15 protein-coding genes are annotated in these 17,758 nt (G+C 62.3%); 11 read left to right on the forward strand and 4 right to left on the reverse strand.

Annotation, left to right across the window (positions count from 1 at the left end; translation table 11 throughout):
• Window positions 1–22: 22 nt before the first annotated feature.
• Together ACW4DH_RS05410 and mltA are read right to left on the reverse strand one after the other, a co-directional pair.
• Window positions 23–1,123 (reverse strand): histone deacetylase family protein, encoded by a 1,101-nt coding sequence (locus tag ACW4DH_RS05410; RefSeq protein WP_459635337.1) that lies wholly within the window; start codon window positions 1,121–1,123, stop codon window positions 23–25.
• Window positions 1,124–1,210: 87 nt separating this feature from the next.
• Window positions 1,211–2,347: a murein transglycosylase A gene (mltA, locus tag ACW4DH_RS05415; RefSeq protein WP_459635338.1), complete on the reverse strand. Its 1,137-nt coding sequence runs from the start codon at window positions 2,345–2,347 to the stop codon at window positions 1,211–1,213.
• A 238-nt stretch (window positions 2,348–2,585) separates the two neighbouring features.
• Here mltA and ACW4DH_RS05420 point away from each other — a divergent pair, with 238 nt between their 5' ends.
• Together ACW4DH_RS05420 and ACW4DH_RS05425 are read left to right on the forward strand one after the other, a co-directional pair.
• Window positions 2,586–3,464, forward strand: a complete 879-nt coding sequence (locus ACW4DH_RS05420) for a DUF72 domain-containing protein (RefSeq protein WP_459635339.1) — start codon at window positions 2,586–2,588, stop codon at window positions 3,462–3,464.
• Between the two features lie 378 nt (window positions 3,465–3,842).
• The gene (locus ACW4DH_RS05425; RefSeq protein WP_459635340.1) at window positions 3,843–5,210 is read left to right on the forward strand and encodes a sodium-dependent transporter; all 1,368 of its coding nucleotides are present in this window, start codon (window positions 3,843–3,845) and stop codon (window positions 5,208–5,210) included.
• Window positions 5,211–5,290: 80 nt separating this feature from the next.
• Here the strand turns inward: ACW4DH_RS05425 and ACW4DH_RS05430 are convergent, their stop codons facing one another.
• A complete protein-coding gene (locus ACW4DH_RS05430) occupies window positions 5,291–5,488 on the reverse strand; it encodes a PA3496 family putative envelope integrity protein (protein ID WP_459635341.1) in 198 nt (65 codons plus the stop codon).
• A gap of 237 nt (window positions 5,489–5,725) precedes the next feature.
• Between ACW4DH_RS05430 and hexR the strand changes: the two genes are divergently transcribed.
• From hexR to ACW4DH_RS05450, 4 genes are all read left to right on the forward strand, one after another.
• Complete coding sequence (gene hexR / locus ACW4DH_RS05435; RefSeq protein ID WP_459635342.1) at window positions 5,726–6,580, forward strand: transcriptional regulator HexR; 855 nt, start codon at window positions 5,726–5,728, stop codon at window positions 6,578–6,580.
• Between the two features lie 111 nt (window positions 6,581–6,691).
• Window positions 6,692–8,896, forward strand: coding sequence for a DNA helicase II (gene uvrD / locus ACW4DH_RS05440; RefSeq protein ID WP_459635531.1), 2,205 nt, complete (start codon window positions 6,692–6,694; stop codon window positions 8,894–8,896).
• A gap of 90 nt (window positions 8,897–8,986) precedes the next feature.
• On the forward strand, window positions 8,987–9,448 hold the full coding sequence (locus ACW4DH_RS05445; protein WP_459635343.1) for a phosphate-starvation-inducible PsiE family protein: 462 nt from the start codon (window positions 8,987–8,989) through the stop codon (window positions 9,446–9,448).
• 85 nt (window positions 9,449–9,533) lie between these two features.
• Entirely contained in the window at window positions 9,534–10,643 is a 1,110-nt protein-coding gene (locus ACW4DH_RS05450; RefSeq protein WP_459635344.1) for a TRAP transporter substrate-binding protein, read from the forward strand.
• Here ACW4DH_RS05450 and ACW4DH_RS05455 read toward each other — a convergent pair.
• Complete coding sequence (locus ACW4DH_RS05455) at window positions 10,622–11,029, reverse strand: acyl-CoA thioesterase (RefSeq protein WP_459635345.1); 408 nt, start codon at window positions 11,027–11,029, stop codon at window positions 10,622–10,624. The genes ACW4DH_RS05450 and ACW4DH_RS05455 overlap by 22 nt on opposite strands.
• A 249-nt stretch (window positions 11,030–11,278) precedes the next feature.
• Here ACW4DH_RS05455 and ACW4DH_RS05460 point away from each other — a divergent pair, with 249 nt between their 5' ends.
• From ACW4DH_RS05460 to phoU, 5 genes are all read left to right on the forward strand, one after another.
• Window positions 11,279–12,268: a PstS family phosphate ABC transporter substrate-binding protein gene (locus ACW4DH_RS05460; RefSeq protein ID WP_459635346.1), complete on the forward strand. Its 990-nt coding sequence runs from the start codon at window positions 11,279–11,281 to the stop codon at window positions 12,266–12,268.
• A 79-nt stretch (window positions 12,269–12,347) separates the two neighbouring features.
• Window positions 12,348–14,531, forward strand: coding sequence for an ABC transporter permease subunit (locus tag ACW4DH_RS05465; RefSeq protein WP_459635347.1), 2,184 nt, complete (start codon window positions 12,348–12,350; stop codon window positions 14,529–14,531).
• Between the two features lie 98 nt (window positions 14,532–14,629).
• On the forward strand, window positions 14,630–16,138 hold the full coding sequence (gene pstA, locus ACW4DH_RS05470) for a phosphate ABC transporter permease PstA (protein WP_459635532.1): 1,509 nt from the start codon (window positions 14,630–14,632) through the stop codon (window positions 16,136–16,138).
• 65 nt (window positions 16,139–16,203) lie between these two features.
• The gene (pstB, locus tag ACW4DH_RS05475; protein ID WP_459635533.1) at window positions 16,204–16,977 is read left to right on the forward strand and encodes a phosphate ABC transporter ATP-binding protein PstB; all 774 of its coding nucleotides are present in this window, start codon (window positions 16,204–16,206) and stop codon (window positions 16,975–16,977) included.
• Between the two features lie 32 nt (window positions 16,978–17,009).
• Window positions 17,010–17,732 carry a phosphate signaling complex protein PhoU gene (gene phoU, locus ACW4DH_RS05480; protein ID WP_459635348.1) on the forward strand — a complete coding sequence of 241 codons (723 nt, stop codon included), beginning with the start codon at window positions 17,010–17,012 and terminating at the stop codon, window positions 17,730–17,732.
• The last annotated feature ends 26 nt before the right edge of the window (window positions 17,733–17,758 follow it).

Raw genomic sequence — 17,758 nt, forward strand, 5'->3', positions numbered from 1 at the left:
CGGCTCATTCCACACGTCCACGTCATCGAAACGCGTCACGGTGAAAGTCGGCCAGATTAGCGACCTCGCTTACGCCAGGCTCTTCAATCTCGGGGGGATCGCCACCCGCCAGGACTTCCAGTACGGTCCGGACCCCGCGCGCCAGGGACTCGAGATGGTAGCCGCCCTCAAGCACCATGACCAAACGCCCATCGCAGTGCTTGTCGGCCAGCCCCTGCACGATTCCGGTCAGCGCACCAAAGCCGCTGTAACTCAAGTTCATGCATAGATCCAGGCGATGCATGTCGAAGCCCGCCGAAACCAAGATCAGATCCGGCTTGAACCACTCCACCGCCGGGGTCAGTATTTCGCGGTAGACTTTGACCAGTGCAGGATCGCCGCAACCGGCCGGTAGCGGTACATTGACGGTCAGCCCCTCGCCCAGCCCTACTCCGGTCTCCTCCTTGTTGCCGGTACCGGGATAAAAGGGCGCCGCACGATGGGTGTCGAAGAACATCACGTCCGGCGAGGCCCAGAAGATATCCTGGGTCCCGTTGCCGTGGTGCACATCCCAATCGATGATCAACACCCGCTCGCAGCCCAGCTCGGCTTGGGCATGGGCCGCTGCCACCGCGACATTATTGAACAGACAGAATCCGCGTGCGCGCACCGAATCGGCATGATGGCCGGGGGGCCGGCAAAGGGCGAAAGCGCTGCCGGCGCGTCCACTGACAACCGCCTCGACTGCGGCAATGGCCGAGCCCGCAGCCACTTCGGCCGCCTCGACACTGCCGGGAGAAACCGCGGTGGTATCGACGTCCAGCCACGCCTGCTTGCCGCGCATCGCATAGATGGTCTCGATATAGGAGGTGGTGTGCACCCTGCCCAGTTGCTCTTCCGTGGCGGGCTGGGCGGTCTCGTAGCGCACGCCGGAGATGGGCTCGCGAGTCAATAAATCGGTGATGGCTATCAACCGCCCCGGGTGTTCCGGATAGCTCCACTTGATCACGGCGCCATCGAAAAGTCCGCCGAGAATCGCCTGTACGCGGCTATCCAGTTTCCCGGGCTGGAAAGGCTCCTCGGCGTTCGGTCGGTGAGCCAGCATGCGGTCATCATGAATCACGAGTACATCGCGTTCACCCATCAAGAGCAATCCCTCTTTGTCGCGGCTGGAACGGTAAGTTCCATTCTTTTCAGGGTAGTCGACGCGGACCCGAAGCAAATAGAATCGCTAACGCGATTTGGGCATCACCACCCACATCTGGCCCTGCTGCTTCATGCGTCCGGCGATCTCGCCCGCCGAGTCGCCATGCCCCCAGTAGAAATCGGCGCGTACCGCGCCCTTGATGGCGCTGCCGGTGTCCTGAGCCACCATCAGGCGTTGCAGTGGCTCGTTGGAGAGCGGCCGGGTGGTGGCCAGAAACACCGGCGCGCCGAGGGGAATGCGCGCAGGGTCCACTGCGATGCTGCGCTCCGAGGTCAACGGCACGCCGAGTGCGCCGATCGGCCCTTGATGTGGGTCGCTTTCGCCAGCCTCGAGTTCGCGGAAGAAGACCATGCGGGGGTTGACGTTAAGCAGTTCTTCTACGCGTGCGGGATTGAGCTTCGCCCAGCGGCGAATGCCGGGCAGGGTCGCCTGTGCCGGGGTGATGTCGCCGCGCTCGATCAGCCAGCGGCTGAACGAGCGAAACGGTTGTTGGTTGGTGCCGGCGAAACCCACGCGCATGACATCGCCCTCGGCAAGCTCGATGCGCCCCGAGCCCTGAATCTGCAGAAAGGCGGCCTCGATCGGATCGTCGACCCAGACCAGCTCCTGATCGCGCAGGGCGCCGATACGCAACAGTTCGGCGCGCGAGGCCCTGACCCGGTTGGGATGTGCCTGCCAGGCCGCGGGAAAACGGTAGAGCGGCACTTGATAAGCGCCGTGGCGTTCCCGGGAGCCACGCAGGATGGGTTCGTAATAGCCGGTGATGAGACCGGTGACGCTGCCATCCTCATTGGTCACTAGATAAGGGGCGCAGCGATTCTCGAAAAACTGCCGAATGGCCCGATTGTCGAGCGGATCGACGCGGCGGGCATCGGCACATACCTCGGCCCATTGCGTCTTGCGCTCGAGTCGCGTGCAACTGGCGAGGAAGGCGCTCCAGGCGGGAATGACATTATCCTGGGACCAGCCGGGCAGATCCTGCCAGGTCATGCGTTGCATCTGTTGGGATACGCCCTGTTCGACCGGCGAGGCGGGCGTCAACGGTCTGCTGCTGCAAGCGCTGATCAGACAGGCCAGGCCGAGTAAGACCAGCGTACGCCAGTGATCGTTGAGCAGCCGTTGCGTGCCGCCGATACTGCGCCTGGTAAAGGAAAAAATCACGCAAAACACCTCGAGGTTCGTGTCGCTGAAATCGACGATAGCGGAATACTCGGAAGTCCTTCCGAGACGCCTTGGCGTCGGCTTCGCCGATTATAGGCGAAGCATGTCGGTCTGACTGCCCGGAGATGTCCGTCGAGCGGGGTGATTCTTCGGATTTTTTATGGCGGATGCGCGTGCTGAAGCACGATACGCTGACAGTGGGCTTTTTTGGCTCATCATTCATGGTAGGGGAGAGCGCATGCTGCAAGATACGATGCAGCCCCGGCTCCATCTAGGGCTGCCCATGTGGGCCAATCCCGACTGGCGCGGCAGTCTGTACCCGCCGCATGCCGCAAGCGAGGACGCCCTGGCGGAATACGCTGCGATATTCAGTGCGGTAGAGGGCAATACCACTTTCTACAGCGGTGCGCCGCGCCGCGAAGTCGTCGAGGCCTGGGCCCGGCAGGCGCCCGCGGGTTTTCGCTTCTGTTTCAAGCTACCGGCCCGGCTGACCCATGAGCAGCGTCTGCAGGGCATCGATGAGGAACTCGACGCTTTCCTGGCGCGTCTTGAGCCGCTGCATGATCGACTCGGGCCGGTGATGATCCAACTGCCCCGCAATTTCGGCTACTCCGAGCTGCCGCGACTGGCAGAACTGCTGGAGCGTTGGCCGCGTCAGCTGCCCTGTGCCGTGGAGGTGCGAGACAGTGAATTTTTCCACAAGGGGGAGGCAGAACAGCAACTCAACCGCCTGTTGATAACTTCAGGTGTGGACCGCGTTATGCTGGATGTCAGGCCTCTTTTCTCCACACTGGGCGACGCCGATCCGCGGCTGGCCAAGGCCCAGGCAGAAAAGCCGAAACGCCCATTGCACGTGATTTCCACGGCAGAAAATCCTGTCGTACGGTTTATCGGTCACTTCGATAATGAGATTAACGAGGCACGCTTCACGCCGTGGGTGGAACGGCTGAAGCTGTGGATAAAACAGGGGAAAACCCCTTTCTTGTTTGTGCATACTCCCGATAATCGCGCGGCGCCGCTGCTCGCCCGGCGGCTCTACAATCGCGTCGCTAACGTGTGCGAAGACCTGCCGGCGGTAGGCGAATTTGTGGGTGAGCGGCAGAGCTCTTTATTCTGAGGACAGTGCAAAGCCTACGCCAACTTACTTCTCCAAGGGGAATATGCGGCAACTGACTTCCGGCTGGCCTTGGGAAGCGGATTCAGATAGTTTTGGTGGCTTTCTGCCGCCTCTCGCAGCAGATAATGCGGAAAGCTAAATGCTTTCGCTTCGTGGTGTTTACCGGCACCCGTCTCCTGTCATTGTCGTTACTGCTATCGTAACTGCACGGGTGGCAATGACGACACGCGCCCTGGCGGAGATCCTGCCTGGCTTAGGGATCCTGTCATGTCCGTCTCGAGCTGTGCGATCCATGGCTTTGGGGACTTGGCAACAACAAGGACAACGCCATCATCGCGTCCGACCGATCGATGATGTTCCGAAACTCATGGTGATCCGATGTCTTACAAGTCTCATTCGCATGCCCAATGGTCGTCGCGTCTAGCGTTCGTGCTTGCCGCAGTCGGCTCCTCCGTAGGGCTGGGCAATATCTGGAAATTCCCCTACATGACCGGCGAGAGCGGGGGCGGAGCCTTCGTACTCATCTATCTGATCTGCATCTTCCTGGTAGGATTGCCGATTCTGATGTCCGAATGGCTGCTCGGCCGGCTGGGGCAGAAAAACCCCATTTCGACGATGGGCGACATTACCCGCAAGCTCAAGCGTAGCCAGGCCTGGGTGCTGATCGGTGTGCTCGGGATTCTCGGCGCCTACCTGATCCTGTCGTTCTACAGTGTGATCGGCGGTTGGGCGCTGTCCTATACCTGGATGGCGGCTGCCGACACCTTTTCCGGGCTCGATGGCGATGCCATCGGCGGCCTGTTTAGCGGGCTGTTGGCGAGTCCCGGCGAGCTGCTGGTGGGCCATAGCCTGTTCATGATCATGACCATCGGTGTCGTCGTGGGCGGCGTGGCCGGTGGCCTGGAGCGGGCCGCCAAGGTGTTGATGCCGGCACTGGCGGCGATTCTCTTGGTGCTGGTCGGTTATGCCGCGACGACCGAGGGATTCGCTCAGGGCGTCGCCTATCTCTTTACGCCCGACTTCTCCAAGCTCTCCAGCGATGGAGTGCTGGCTGCGCTGGGCCATGCCTTTTTTACGCTGAGTCTGGGGATGGGCATCATGATGGCCTATGGTTCCTACCTCTCCGAAGACGTGAATATCGGACGCACGGCGCTGATCGTGGTGATCATGGATACGGTCATCGCTCTGCTTGCCGGTCTGGCGATCTTCCCGGTGGTCTTTTCCAATGGCCTCAATCCGGGAGGCGGGCCAGGGCTGATCTTCACCACCTTGCCGTTGGCCTTCGGTCAGATGGCCGGTGGCTGGCTATTCGGATTGCTGTTCTTCCTGCTGTTGGTCTTCGCGGCTTGGACGTCGGCTATCTCGTTGCTCGAGCCGGTGGTGGAGTGGCTTGAGGAGCGCTCGCCGCTGTCCCGCGTCGGCGCCACGCTGGTCGCCGGGGCCGCGACCTGGCTGATGGGCATCGCCACGGTACTGTCGTTCAACCTGTGGGGCGATGTCGCGCCGCTGGGAATGTTCGACAAGTTCGCCGGGATGACGGTGTTCGACCTGCTGGATTACGTGACCAGCAAGCTGATGCTGCCGCTGACCGGCCTGGCCACGGTGATCTTCGTCGGGTGGGTGCTGGGTCGCGACGAGGTGCGCTCACAGCTCAACATGAGCGACGCCGCCTTCAAGCTTTGGCGCTTCGCGGCGCGCTTCGTGGCACCACTGGGCGTCATCGTGGTGTTTGTCAGCAGCCTGTAGAGAAAAGACTGGTGCGATAACCCATCGGCCCCCGGCATGCGTCGGGGGCCGTGTTGTTATGCGCAAGCGCTCGCCGAAGGCTAGGGAATATCGTCGTCAAGGGCGGCGATGTTGCGTTCCAGATGCTTGAATTCTCGGTGCAACTCGATGCCTCGACGGGCACGGAGATAACGTTGAGCGGCGGTTTTCTTGCGCCGCTCGTGCGCATCCACTTCGATGCTCATGAAGATATCGAGAATCTGGTTTTTCAGAGTGCTGACTTGTTCGACGTTTCGCATGATTGCAATCCCGGAAGATTCTTTTCTGCGAGCCGTACCATGCTCGGCTGGTCTCTTTTTACTCTATCCAGTTGACAGAATCATGACCGCATGACCATACCTGCTGCAAAGGGATGTTTTCCTCTGCCGAGGGAAGTGGGGCATACTGATTTCATGTTTCGCCTCGTTTAAGTTAGCAAGTTCGATGCCAGTTATTCAACAAATGCCAACAAGGCAGTTGCCAGAGAGGAGTGCGTTGTGAGTCGTGCCCTGTTCGACGAACTGAGACGCCGCATGGAGCATCTGCGTCGCTCTGAACAAAAGGTGGCGCGTTTCGTATTGCGCCATCCCGAAGAAGTTATCCACATGCGGATCGTCGATCTGGCCACCGAAGCCAACGTCAGCGAACCCACCGTGGTGCGCTTCTGTCGTGCGCTGGGCTGCAACGGCTTTCAGGATTTCAAGCTCAAGCTGGCGCAGATGCTGGCCACCGGCAGTCAGTTCGCGCAGTTCTCGATGAACGACAGTGACAGCGTCGCTGAATTTTCCCACAGCATTTTCGATTCCACGGTAGGGACCCTGCTGTCGGTGCGCGACCGGCTCGATAACGATGCCTTGGGCAAGGCGGTCAATGCCTTGACCCTGGCCAATCGTGTCGAGTTTTACGGCTTCGGTGCCTCCGGTGCCGTGGCATTCGACGCTCAGCACAAATTTTTCCGCCTGCAAATCTCTACGTCGGCCTATGCGGATCCGCATATGCAGAACATGTCGGCCGCGACGCTCAAGGAGGGCGATGTGGTGGTGGCGATTTCGCAGACCGGGCGCACCCGGGCGCTAGTGGACAGCGTGCGCCTGGCGCGCGACGCCGGTGCCACGGTTATCGGGTTGTGTCCCAGCAACTCGCCGCTGGCCGCCGAGGTGACCTTGCCGCTGTATATCGACGTGCACGAGGATACCGAGATCTACACCCCGATGAGCTCGCGTATCGCCCATCTGGTGATCATCGACGTACTGGCGGTGGGTGTGGCCAAGACGCGCGGGCCGCGCCTCGCCGAGCAGTTGAAGGCGGTCAAGAAGAGTCTCAACCCGTTGCGCTTTCCTGAGTCGCAGTGACACCGGCCACATTCGATTCTTGTGTGGTGCGGAGCTGGCTTGTCACCAACGTCTCCGGTAGTGAATATGCTAAGCTGGACGTCCACTTCGCAACGTCCGTTACCGTTTCCCATGGATGACGTCTCGCCGATTCTCGAACATCTCAATCCGGCCCAGCGCGAGGCGGTCAGCTCGCCTCACGGCAACATGCTGGTGCTGGCCGGCGCCGGTTCCGGCAAGACCCGGGTGCTGGTGCATCGTATCGCCTGGCTGCTGCAGGTCGAGCAGCTTTCTCCTTATGCGATTCTGGCCGTGACCTTTACCAACAAGGCGGCACGCGAGATGCGTACTCGCCTCGAGGCGTTGCAGGGTTTTTCGCTGCGCTCGATGTGGGTGGGTACTTTCCACTCCATCGCCCACCGGCTGCTGCGCACCCACTGGCAGGACGCCCGGTTGCCGCAACACTTCCAGATCATCGACAGCGATGACCAGTTGCGCCTGATCAAGCGGCTGATCAAGGATCACAACGTCGATGACGAGCGCTTTCCACCGCGTCAGGTGCAGTATTTCATCGGCGGTTGCAAGGAGGAGGGCCTGCGTCCGCAGCAGGTGCAGACACATGGCGACGCCTACATGGGCAAGATGGTGGAGCTCTACGAGCTCTATCAGTTGACCTGCGACCGGGGCGGGCTGGTCGACTTCGGCGAGCTGCTGCTGCGCAGCCTGGAGCTGCTGCGCGACAATCCGCGGCTGCTCGCGCATTACCGCGAACGCTTCACACATCTTCTGGTCGACGAGTTTCAGGATACCAATACCCTGCAGTACGCCTGGCTGAAACTGCTGGCGGGGGAACGCGCCTGCATGACCGTGGTGGGCGACGATGATCAGTCCATCTATGGCTGGCGCGGCGCGCGAGTCGAGAACATTCGCCGCTTCGAGCAGGAGTTTGCCGGCACCCACACGGTGCGCCTGGAGCAGAACTACCGTTCCACCAGTGCGATTCTCGAGGCCGCCAATGCGTTGATCAGTCACAACACCGGACGCATGGGCAAGGAGTTGTGGACCGAGGGCGAGCGTGGCGACAAGATCTCCGTTTATGCTGGCTTCAACGATCTCGACGAGGCGCGCTTCATCGTCGATAGCGTGGAGGAGCAGGCGCGCGCCGGGCATGCCCGACGCGATATCGCCATCCTCTACCGCTCCAACGCCCAGTCGCGGGTTCTCGAGGAAACACTGATCCGCTCGGGCGTGCCCTACCGCATCTATGGCGGGCAGCGTTTCTATGAACGCCTGGAAATCAAGAACGCCCTGGCCTATCTGCGCCTGCTGCTCAACCGCGAAGACGACGCCTCACTGGAGCGGGTGATCAACGTGCCGGCCCGGGGAATCGGCACGCGCACCGTGGAGATCCTGCGCGACCGCGCGCGCCATCACAACGTCTCGCTGTGGCAGGCGCTACACGACAGCGTCAGCGATGGCACCTGCAAGGGCCGCGCCGGCAGTGCGGTGACTGCCTTCGCCGATCTCATCGAGCGTCTCGACAACGACACGGCGGGAATGGCGCTGCACGAGATCGTCATGCATGTACTGGAGGTCTCGGGTTTACTCGAGCATCACCGCAACGAGAAGGGTGAAAAGGGCCAGGCGCGGGTCGAGAACCTTGAGGAACTGGTCAATGCTGCGCGAGCCTTCACCCAGCATGAGCCGTTCGCCATGCAGGAAGTCGGTGAGGGCGCCGCGGCCCTGGAACCGTTCCTGTCGGAGGCGGCGCTCAACGCCGGCGACCATGAGGCCGCCGAATTCGAGGACAGTGTTCAACTGATGACGCTGCACTCCGCCAAGGGGCTGGAGTTTCCGGTGGTGTTCATCGCCGGCGTCGAGGAGGGGCTGTTTCCGCACAAGATGTCGATGGAGGAGCCCGGCCGCCTCGAGGAGGAGCGTCGGCTGTGTTATGTCGGCGTGACCCGGGCGATGCAAAAGCTCTATCTCACCTATGCTGAGCTGCGTCGTCTGCATGGCAAGGAGACGTTGCAGCGGCCTTCGCGCTTTTTACGCGAGTTACCCGAGGAACTCCTCGAGGAAGTGCGCCTGCGCGGGCAGATATCGCGTCCGGTGACTTCGCGGCCGAGCACCGGCCTGTCGCGCCAGAGCCACGTCGAGGGCGGCGAGGATCTTCCCAGCCTGTCATTGGGCCAGCGGGTTAGCCATCCGGTCTTCGGCGAGGGGGTGATTCTCAATGCTGAGGGCCAAGGCGCCCGTGCCCGCGTGCATATCAGTTTCGAAGGGCAGGGCGACAAGTGGCTGGTGCTGGGATTCGCCAAGCTGACCCCGCTGTAACGCAGCGACCATGCGCCCGGCCGGGGCGGCTGGGCCCGGTCATGACGGCAACGGGCCCTATCAGACAGCGATCTCACGGAGAGAGTGGCGATGAAGAAGCATATTTCACGGATATTTCCTGAACTCACCAATCAATGGGCAAGCCTGTCCGGCTATCAGCGTTTCGAGCGTCTGGTTTCGCTAACCCTGACGATTGCCATCGGAGTGGTGGTGATCGTGGCGCTGTACTATTTGGTGATGCATGTCATCGAGCTACTGTTCGTGCAGACCCGCGACCCCTTCGATTATCGGGTCTTCCAGGCGGTGTTCGACATGATCCTGACGGTGCTGATCGCCATGGAGTTCAACAACTCCATCGTGCGCACCATGTTCGAGCGGGGCGGTTTCATCCAGGTCGAGATCGTGGTGCTGATCGCCATCATGGCGCTGGTACGCAAGTTCATGGTGATGGATCTGGACAGTATCGATGCCTGGAAGATCATGGCACTGGCCGCGGCGGTCATGGCGCTGGGGATCAGCTACTGGCTGGTGCGTCACGGGCGTGACGGCTGAGTCGAAGGTCGACTCGTATCGCATGGTCTGTCTGGGCATACTGAACGTTTGAGTGATGTCAGACCAGAACCAGGAGCCAGCTTCAATGCAACGTCGTCAATTCCTTACCACGCTGGGCGCCGGCGCGGCAGGGGCCGTTTGTGCGCCTTTCGTGTCCACGGCCCGGGCCCAGGAAACCGTTACCTGGAAAATGGTGACCTCCTGGCCGCAGAACTTTCCGGCGCTGGGCACCGGGGCCAACGATTTCGCCAAGCGCATCGAGGCGCTCTCCGGCGGGCGCATGCGCGTGCATGTCTATGGCGCCGGCGAGATGGTGCCGGCACTCGAAGTGTTCGACGCCGTGGCCAGCGGTACGGCGCAGATGGGGCATTCCGCCTCCTATTACTGGCGCGGCAAGGCGCCTGCGGCACAATACTTCACTGCCGTGCCCTTCGGCATGAACACCACCGAGACCAATGCCTGGCTTTATCAAGGCGGCGGTATGGCGCTGTGGGATGAGTTGTATGCCAAGCATAATCTCAAGCCCTTCGCGGTAGGCAATACCGGCACCCAGATGGCGGGCTGGTTCAAGAAAGAGATCCATTCGCTGGATGACATGCAGGGACTCAAGATCCGCCTGCCGGGGCTGGCCGGTGAAGTCATGAACCGTATCGGCGCGACCGCCGTGAACATGCCGGGCTCGGAGATATTCACCTCGATGCAGACCGGCGTCATCGACGCGGCCGACTGGGTCGGTCCCTACAACGATCTGGCCTTCGGCCTGCATCAGGTCGCCGAGTATTACTACACCTCGGCGTGGAACGAACCCAGCGCGATCCTCGAGGGTACCGTCAATCTGGAGGCTTGGCAGGCGCTGCCTGACGATCTCAAAGTGGTGGTTACCGAGGCTGCACGCTCCGCCAACCTGGCGATGATCGACGAATTCACCTATCGCAATGCCGAGGCGCTGAAAACCTTGGTCGAGGAGCACGGCGTCGAGCTACGCGCGCTGCCCGATGATGTGCTCCAGGCACTCAGCGAGGCGTCGCAAGCGGTGTTGCAGGAACAGGCCGACAGGGATCCCACCTCGGCGAAGATCTATGACTCCTACCGTCGGTTCCAGCAGCAGGTGCGCAGCTATACGGATATCGGCGAGTTCGCCTACCTGAAGAACCGCCAGTTGGTGTCTCAGGCTCAGGACTCGGCGGGAACCTGACGGATTCGGCCGTTGTCGTCCAGCGCCACCATCACGAAGCGGGCCTCGGTGACCTTGTAGAGTTCGTCGGGGTCGCGCTCGTGGGGCGGACGAATCCACACCTGAACATCGATCTTGATCGAACTGCGACCGATTTCGCGTACCGCCGTAAAGATGTTGACTACCGAGCCGATTCGCACCGGACATAGAAAATCCATGCCTTCGATGGCTACCGTAGCGGTACGTCCGTTGGCCTGACGGCCCGCTTCCAGCTCCGCCGCCTGGTCCATGCGGTCGACCAGCCAACCGCCAGAAATATCGCCGTAGAAATTAGTGTCTTGACGCGAGGCGATAAGCTTCAGGGTCAGTTGGCCTTGCGGGGCAGGAATATCGTCGAGATCAGTCATTGTCGTTCCACTCAGGATCGTGCACGACACGCGCTTCGCGCGCGGCATTGCGTACACGTTCAAGCCTTGTTGTTATGGCGTTGCGCTTGCAGCGTCTCATGCGTGGGCCCGGTGCGACGATCGCCCGGGCCCGCCTGTCGGCCATGGTAAACGGCGATGGCCACCCCGGCCAGCCGAGAGCGTTGTTTTGCGATAATTTTCCTCTGGGTAATAATCTGTCAACCAATGGGGCGGAATCGGAATGAGAGCATGAGGATAACCGTATTGCATCGTTGCCCATGTCGCCTGCTGCGCCTTGTTGCCACGGTGCTGGCATGTGTGGCAATGGCGACAGCTCCGGTATGGGCCGCGTCCGAGCCTACCAGGGTGTCGGGCACCCTGTCATCGTTGGGGTCGGATACCTTGGCGGGAATGATGATGCACTGGGGCGAACGGTTTACCGAGCGTTATCCTGGCGTGCGTCTGCAACTGCAGGCTTCCGGGTCGGCCACGGCGCCGCCTGCGCTAGCCGAGGGCACCACCCGCCTGGGCGCCATGTCGCGACGCATGACTTTGCAGGAACAAGCCGACTTCGTGGCCCAGCAGGGCTATGCGCCGACCGCGGTCCCGGTGGCGCTGGATGCCCTGGCTGTGTTCGTGCACCGCGACAATCCCCTTGTCACATTGAGTTTCGCCCAACTCGACGCGCTGTTTTCGGCCACCCGACGCTGTGGTGCGCCGTCGGCGATTTCTCACTGGGGAGAGCTGGGCCTGAAGCGGCCCTGGACGCTGCGCTCCGTGGATCGCTATGGCCGTAACGCAGCTTCCGGTACCTATGGCGTGTTTCAACGCCAAGCGCTGTGCGGCGGCGACTTTCGCAACGACGTCAATGCGCTGCCGGGATCGGCCGCTGTCGTCGCCGCCGTCGGCACCGCTCGGGGAGGCATCGGTTATGCCGGCCTCGGCTATGTGACGCCCATGGTGCATGTCGTGGCCCTGGAAGATGCTATGGGGCAGGCGTGGTTGCCCAGCGCCATCAACGTGGCGAATGGAGATTATCCGCTGTCGCGCACGCTCTATCTTTATGTCAACGTGGCTCCAAACAAGGCTTTGCCGGCGCTGGAGCGTGCCTTCCTCGATCTGGTGTTGTCCCCGGTGGGCCAGGCCGCAGTCGAACAGGAAGGCTTCATCGCCCTGCCGGAGGAGACGCTACGCGAGGCGCGGCGTAAGCTGGGGCTGCCTGTCACCGCATCGTCATGAAAATGACTTAATGTGCTGATCCATCACCGATTAAAAAACTTCGAGCCATGCATTCAGTCAATCTCCGCCGTTCCTGTCGATGATCGATCTCTCCTCGCCCAGAACGCGCTTGCGGCGGCGCCTGCGTCATTCGCGTGACCGTATGGCGACCTTGGCCATCAGCGCCGGGGGTATTGGCGTTATCGCCGCGGTGCTGGCGATCGGCGTGTACCTGGCCATTGAGGTGCTGCCATTGTTCGCACGGGCCGAAGTATCATCCACTACGGTGCGGATCGATGCCACCCGTTCCGACGATAGCCAGCAGGGGGGAGCTCCATCAACCGTGTGGCTCGAAGCCACACCGCATGACACGCTACTGCTACTGTCGCGTGATGGAACGCTACGCACCCTGTCGGCGGAGGGGCGGATAACCGCGGGGCAAAAGATATTGCCCCGCGGTACGAGCATCAATGCCGTGGCCGACGCGGGCGCGAAGGGCCCACTAGCGCTGGGCCTGGAGGATGGCCGGGTCGTGTTGATACCCCGCGATGCGCACGCACGGCCAGACTGGACGCAGGCCCATAGCTGGACGTTGTTCGATCGGCACGAGGTGAACCAGCTGGCCCTGCACATCGAGGAGACACGCTGGGGGCTGGCGGGACTCGACGAAACGGGGCAAACCGCTTGGCTCGAGGGCCGCTGGCCACTGACACCCCATGCACCGGTGCGCCGGCAGACGCTGCCGGACACTGGGACTCATCTGGCGCTGGGCCAAGGATTCCATCTGGCCATCGCCGAGGGGCGTCAGCTGACCCTGTGGTCGCTGGCATCGTCCGCACCGCAGCGGTTAGATAATCTCAGCGTGCTGGCCGAGACGCAGCATGTCACCGCACTGGCCTATCTGACCGGGGGCGAGACGCTGATCGTCGGCGACAGCGCCGGTGGGGTCCGGCGTTGGTTGCACGCTAACCGGACCTTGCTGCCGACTTCGCCTTATGCGCGACAGGGCGAAACCGCGATAACCGCGCTGCTGCCTTTCCCGGCGAGCCAGCGGTTTATGGCACTGGATGCCGCAGGAGGACTGGGGCTTTATCAGGCCACCGCCGGGCAACGCTGGCGAGGACAGGCGCCCGCGCCGACCCTGGCAGCCGCAGCGTATGGCGACACCGGCCATAGCCTGTACTGGTTGAGCGAGCAGGGAGCGTTGCAGCGCCTTATTCTCGATGCCGAACACGTCGGAGTCAGCTGGCGCACGTTATGGACACCGGTGCACTACGCAGGGTTCGCACAGCCCGAATATCGCTGGCAGGCCAGCACCACACAAGCGTCGGATGAGCTTAAGCCCAGCCTGGTGCCGCTGGCCTGGGGAACGCTCAAGGCAGCATTCTGGGCGTTGATTTTTGCCATTCCGCTGGCGCTGGGCGCGGCAATTCATACCGCCTGTTTCATGACGCCGCGCTGGCGACGGCGTATCAAACCGACGCTCGAACTCATGGAAGCGTTGCCTGGCGTGGTGATCGGCTTCGTCGCCGGGCTGGTGCTGGCACCTTTCGTCGAGCGCCACTTGGCGGGCGTGCTGAGTCTAGTGCTGGTCATCCCGGCGGGGCTCTGGCTGGTGAGCCGGCTATGGCCGCGTTTGCCGCCAGGCGTCCAGGCCCGGCTGCCTGAAGGCGCGGCTGGCGTATGGCTGATCCCATGGCTGGCGCTACTGATCTGGGGGGCACTTGAACTTTCGCCGTTGCTGGAAGCGGCATTCTTCGCCGGCGACCTGCAACACTGGCTGGAACGCGTGGCCGGGCTGGAATATGCCAGCCGCAACGCCATGATCGTCGGATTGGCGATGGGGTTCGCGGTGATTCCCACCATCTATTCGTTGGCCGAGGATGCCCTCTCAGGAGTGCCTGGAAGCCTGGCCGAGGGCTCCCAGGCGCTCGGCGCGACCCGCTGGCAGACGCTGCGCCGCGTACAACTGCCCGCCGCCAGTGCGGGAATCTTTTCCGCCGTCATGATCGGGGCCGGGCGTGCCGTGGGCGAGACGATGATCGTGCTGATGGCGACCGGCAATACTCCACTGATGTCCGCCAGCCTGTTCGAAGGCCTGCGCTCCTTGGCGGCGACCATCGCCATCGAGCTTCCCGAGGCGGCGGTGGGTGGCACGCATTATCGGCTGCTGTTCCTATGCGCGCTGGTACTGTTCCTGTTCACCTTCTTGGTCAATACCCTGGCGGAAGTGGTGCGCCTGCGCCTGGGACGCCGTTATCAGCTCTACGGCGGGGGCCGCTAGTGCGCCCCGGTCACGCCTGGCGTCGCCGTCCGGCCCGCCGTCGGGGCGAAGGTCTCTGGCCTTGGCTGAGCGCCGCCGGCGTGGCGCTATCGCTGCTGATGGTGCTCGTCCTGCTGGGGTTGCTGGCCGGTCGCGGATTGGCGCATTTCTGGCCCTCCCCGGTCACGCAGGTGACGCTGCAAGACGGCAGCCGTCTGGCCGGGGTCGCCGTACGCGAAACCCCGGCCGACGCTCCCGAGATTGCCGCGCAAACGCTTTATCGCACCGGTAATCGCGATCTGGACGGTCAGGTGTGGCGCTGGATCAGCCATGATCGAGTGGCGTTGCGACAGAGGCCGTCGGAGCTGGCAGTCGTCGAGCGTACGCGCTGGAGCGAGTTTATCGGGCGCGTCGTGGGCGTGCTTGAAAATGGTGAGCCCGTCGCAGACAGTGGCCCGACATCGGAGACATGGGCCACACTGCAAACCCGCTTGGCCCGGGTCGCGACGTTACGCGACGAACGTGACGCACTGCGTGAGACACTCGTCATGCCCCTGGTCCGCGAGCTGGAACATCGGGATAAGACGCATCCTCGCAATGGCGGTGACGACGATCCGCGGGGGCAGACGCTGCGGACGGAGCTGGACGCGGCCAGTGAACGGATCATGGCGCTGCAGGCTGCCATGGCCCGGGACGCGGTGGTGCTGGAGAGTGTCGAGGGCCGCCGGATCGAGCAACCCTTGAGCGAAGTGCTGGCGGCGTATCGCCCCAACGCCATGAGCATGCCCGATAAGGTAATCCACTGGGCACGGAAGGTATGGGCCTTTCTGTCGCAGGGCCCGCGAGACGGCAATACGGCAGGCGGGGTGTGGCCGGCAATCTTCGGCACCGTGTTGATGGTGATATTAATGTCGCTGCTGGTGACGCCGTTCGGCGTGCTGGCTGCAATCTATTTAAATGAGGTGGCGCGCCAGGGTCTGCTGACCCGGCTGGTACGCATTGCGGTGCGCAATCTCGCCGGGGTGCCCTCCATCGTGTATGGCGTGTTCGGGTTGGGGGTGTTCGTCTATGGCATCGGCGGTCAGTTGGATAGTTGGTTCTTTGCGGATCGCCTGCCATCCCCGACGTTCGGTACCGGCGGCCTGCTGTGGGCCTCGCTGACGTTGGCGCTGCTGACGCTGCCGGTGGTCATCGTCGCCACCGAGGAGGGGCTGGCACGCATTCCCGTACAGCTGCGCGAGGGCTCGCTGGCATTGGGAGCGACGCGTGCCGAAACGCTGCGGCGGGTGGTATTGCCCATGGCGCTGCCATCGATGCTGACCGGGGTGATCCTGGCCGTGGCGCGTGCCGCGGGCGAAGTGGCACCACTGATGCTGGTGGGGGTGGCCAAGCTGGCGCCCGAGGTGCCCCTGGATGACGAATTTCCCTTCCTGCACCTGGAAAGGAAGTTCATGCATCTGGGCTATCATCTGTTCGATCTGAGTTTTGCGAGTCGCGACGTCGAAGCCGCGCTGCCGTTGGTCTATGCCACGGCGCTATTGCTGGTAGGGGTGATTGCGGTGCTTAACCTGACTGCAATATTCCTACGTCATCATCTACGCATGCGTCATCGCGCGCTCGAACATTAGGAGAATCATCGCCGTTGTCCGTTACGTCGTCGTTATCCGCTCCGGGGCGTCAGGCCTCGCCGGTAATCGCTGAGTTCGCTCCCGAGTCGAGCTGCCTCGAGGTCGAGGGGCTGAGTTTGGCCTATGCCGGCAAGCCGGCGCTGCATGAGCTGAGCCTGCGCATTCCGCGACATCGCGTTACCGCCTTCATCGGACCTTCCGGATGCGGAAAATCCACGTTGTTGCGAGTGTTCAATCGTCTGCACGATCTCAACGATCAGGTCAGCCTGCAGGGGCATGTGACACTCGAGGGCGAGGACATCCATGCGCGTGGCGTGGACGTGGCGGAGCTGCGCCGGCGGGTGGGCATGGTATTCCAGTCGCCCAATCCGTTTCCCATGTCGATCTACGAAAACGTTGCCTACGGCCTGCGCCTGCAGGGGGTAAAGCGCAAGCGCGATCTGGAGGAAGTCATCGAATGGGCCCTGGTCTCGGCGGCGTTATGGGAGGAGGTCAAGGATCGTCTGCATGCCTCGGCATGGACACTCTCCGGTGGACAGCAACAGCGCCTGACCATCGCCCGAACCTTGGCGGTGCAGCCTGAAGTGCTGCTGCTCGATGAGCCGGCCTCGGCGCTGGACCCGATCTCGACCTTCAAGATCGAGGAATTGATTCGCAGCCTGAAGTCCCGGCTGACGCTGATTCTGGTAACTCACAACATGCAGCAGGCGGCGCGAGTGTCGGATGTCACCGCCTTCCTGCAGGCGGGAGAGCTGGTGGAGTACGCCGCGACCGACGCACTGTTCACCAATCCGCGCCTCAAGCGCACCGAAGACTATATTACCGGCCGCCTCGGCTGAGCCGAGCGACACGACCCCAGTGGAGGTTGTTCATGGACATCACCAGCGATACTCATAGCCAGCATATTTCCAAGCAGTTCAACCAGGAACTCGACGAGCTCAAGACCCACCTGCTGGCCATGGGTGGGTTGGTCGAACGTCAGGTGCAGGATGCCGTTCAGGCGCTGCTGGATGCCGACAGCGGCTTGGCTGAGCGCGTGCGCGACAACGACAAGGCCGTCAACGACATGCAGCTCAAGATCGACGAGGAGTGCACCCGTATTCTGGCCCGGCGTCAGCCGGCGGCCTCCGATCTGAGGCTGGTATTGGCGGTGATCCGCGCGACCTCGGACCTTGAGCGCATCGGTGACGAGGCCAACAAGATCGCCCGCAACGCGATCTCGCTGATCGGCTCGGAGCGCAACCCGCGCGGTCTGGTCGAGGTGCGCCACATCAGCGAGCTGGTGCGCACTATGGTCCGTGACGCGCTGACCGCATTTGCGCGTTTCGATACCCAACTGGCGCTCAAGGTGGTCCACGACGATAACCAGGTGGACAGTGAATACACTACCGCGATGCGCTCGCTGGTGACCTTCATGATGGAGGATCCGCGCTCGATCACGGGGGTGCTCAGCGTAATGTGGATCCTGCGCGCGCTGGAACGCGTCGGCGACCATGCGGATAACCTGGCGGAACATGTAGTGTATCTGGTCAAGGGACTCGATATCCGACATACCGACATCAGCGATCTCGACGACGACTCGATCATGCCTTGAGGGTGTGTGCCGCGTACTGCATCGCC

This window comes from Halomonas sp. WWR20 (genome assembly GCF_054602495.1).

Coding starts and splice junctions, on each gene's coding strand:
- ACW4DH_RS05410 (WP_459635337.1), bottom strand. CDS start 1,123: ATGGGTGAACGCGATGTACTCGTGATTCATGATGACCGCATGCTGGCT.
- ACW4DH_RS05420 (WP_459635339.1), top strand. CDS start 2,586: ATGCTGCAAGATACGATGCAGCCCCGGCTCCATCTAGGGCTGCCCATG.
- ACW4DH_RS05425 (WP_459635340.1), top strand. CDS start 3,843: ATGTCTTACAAGTCTCATTCGCATGCCCAATGGTCGTCGCGTCTAGCG.
- ACW4DH_RS05430 (WP_459635341.1), bottom strand. CDS start 5,488: ATGCGAAACGTCGAACAAGTCAGCACTCTGAAAAACCAGATTCTCGAT.
- uvrD (WP_459635531.1), top strand. CDS start 6,692: ATGGATGACGTCTCGCCGATTCTCGAACATCTCAATCCGGCCCAGCGC.
- ACW4DH_RS05445 (WP_459635343.1), top strand. CDS start 8,987: ATGAAGAAGCATATTTCACGGATATTTCCTGAACTCACCAATCAATGG.
- ACW4DH_RS05450 (WP_459635344.1), top strand. CDS start 9,534: ATGCAACGTCGTCAATTCCTTACCACGCTGGGCGCCGGCGCGGCAGGG.
- ACW4DH_RS05455 (WP_459635345.1), bottom strand. CDS start 11,029: ATGACTGATCTCGACGATATTCCTGCCCCGCAAGGCCAACTGACCCTG.
- ACW4DH_RS05460 (WP_459635346.1), top strand. CDS start 11,279: ATGAGGATAACCGTATTGCATCGTTGCCCATGTCGCCTGCTGCGCCTT.
- ACW4DH_RS05465 (WP_459635347.1), top strand. CDS start 12,348: ATGATCGATCTCTCCTCGCCCAGAACGCGCTTGCGGCGGCGCCTGCGT.
- pstA (WP_459635532.1), top strand. CDS start 14,630: ATGGTGCTCGTCCTGCTGGGGTTGCTGGCCGGTCGCGGATTGGCGCAT.
- phoU (WP_459635348.1), top strand. CDS start 17,010: ATGGACATCACCAGCGATACTCATAGCCAGCATATTTCCAAGCAGTTC.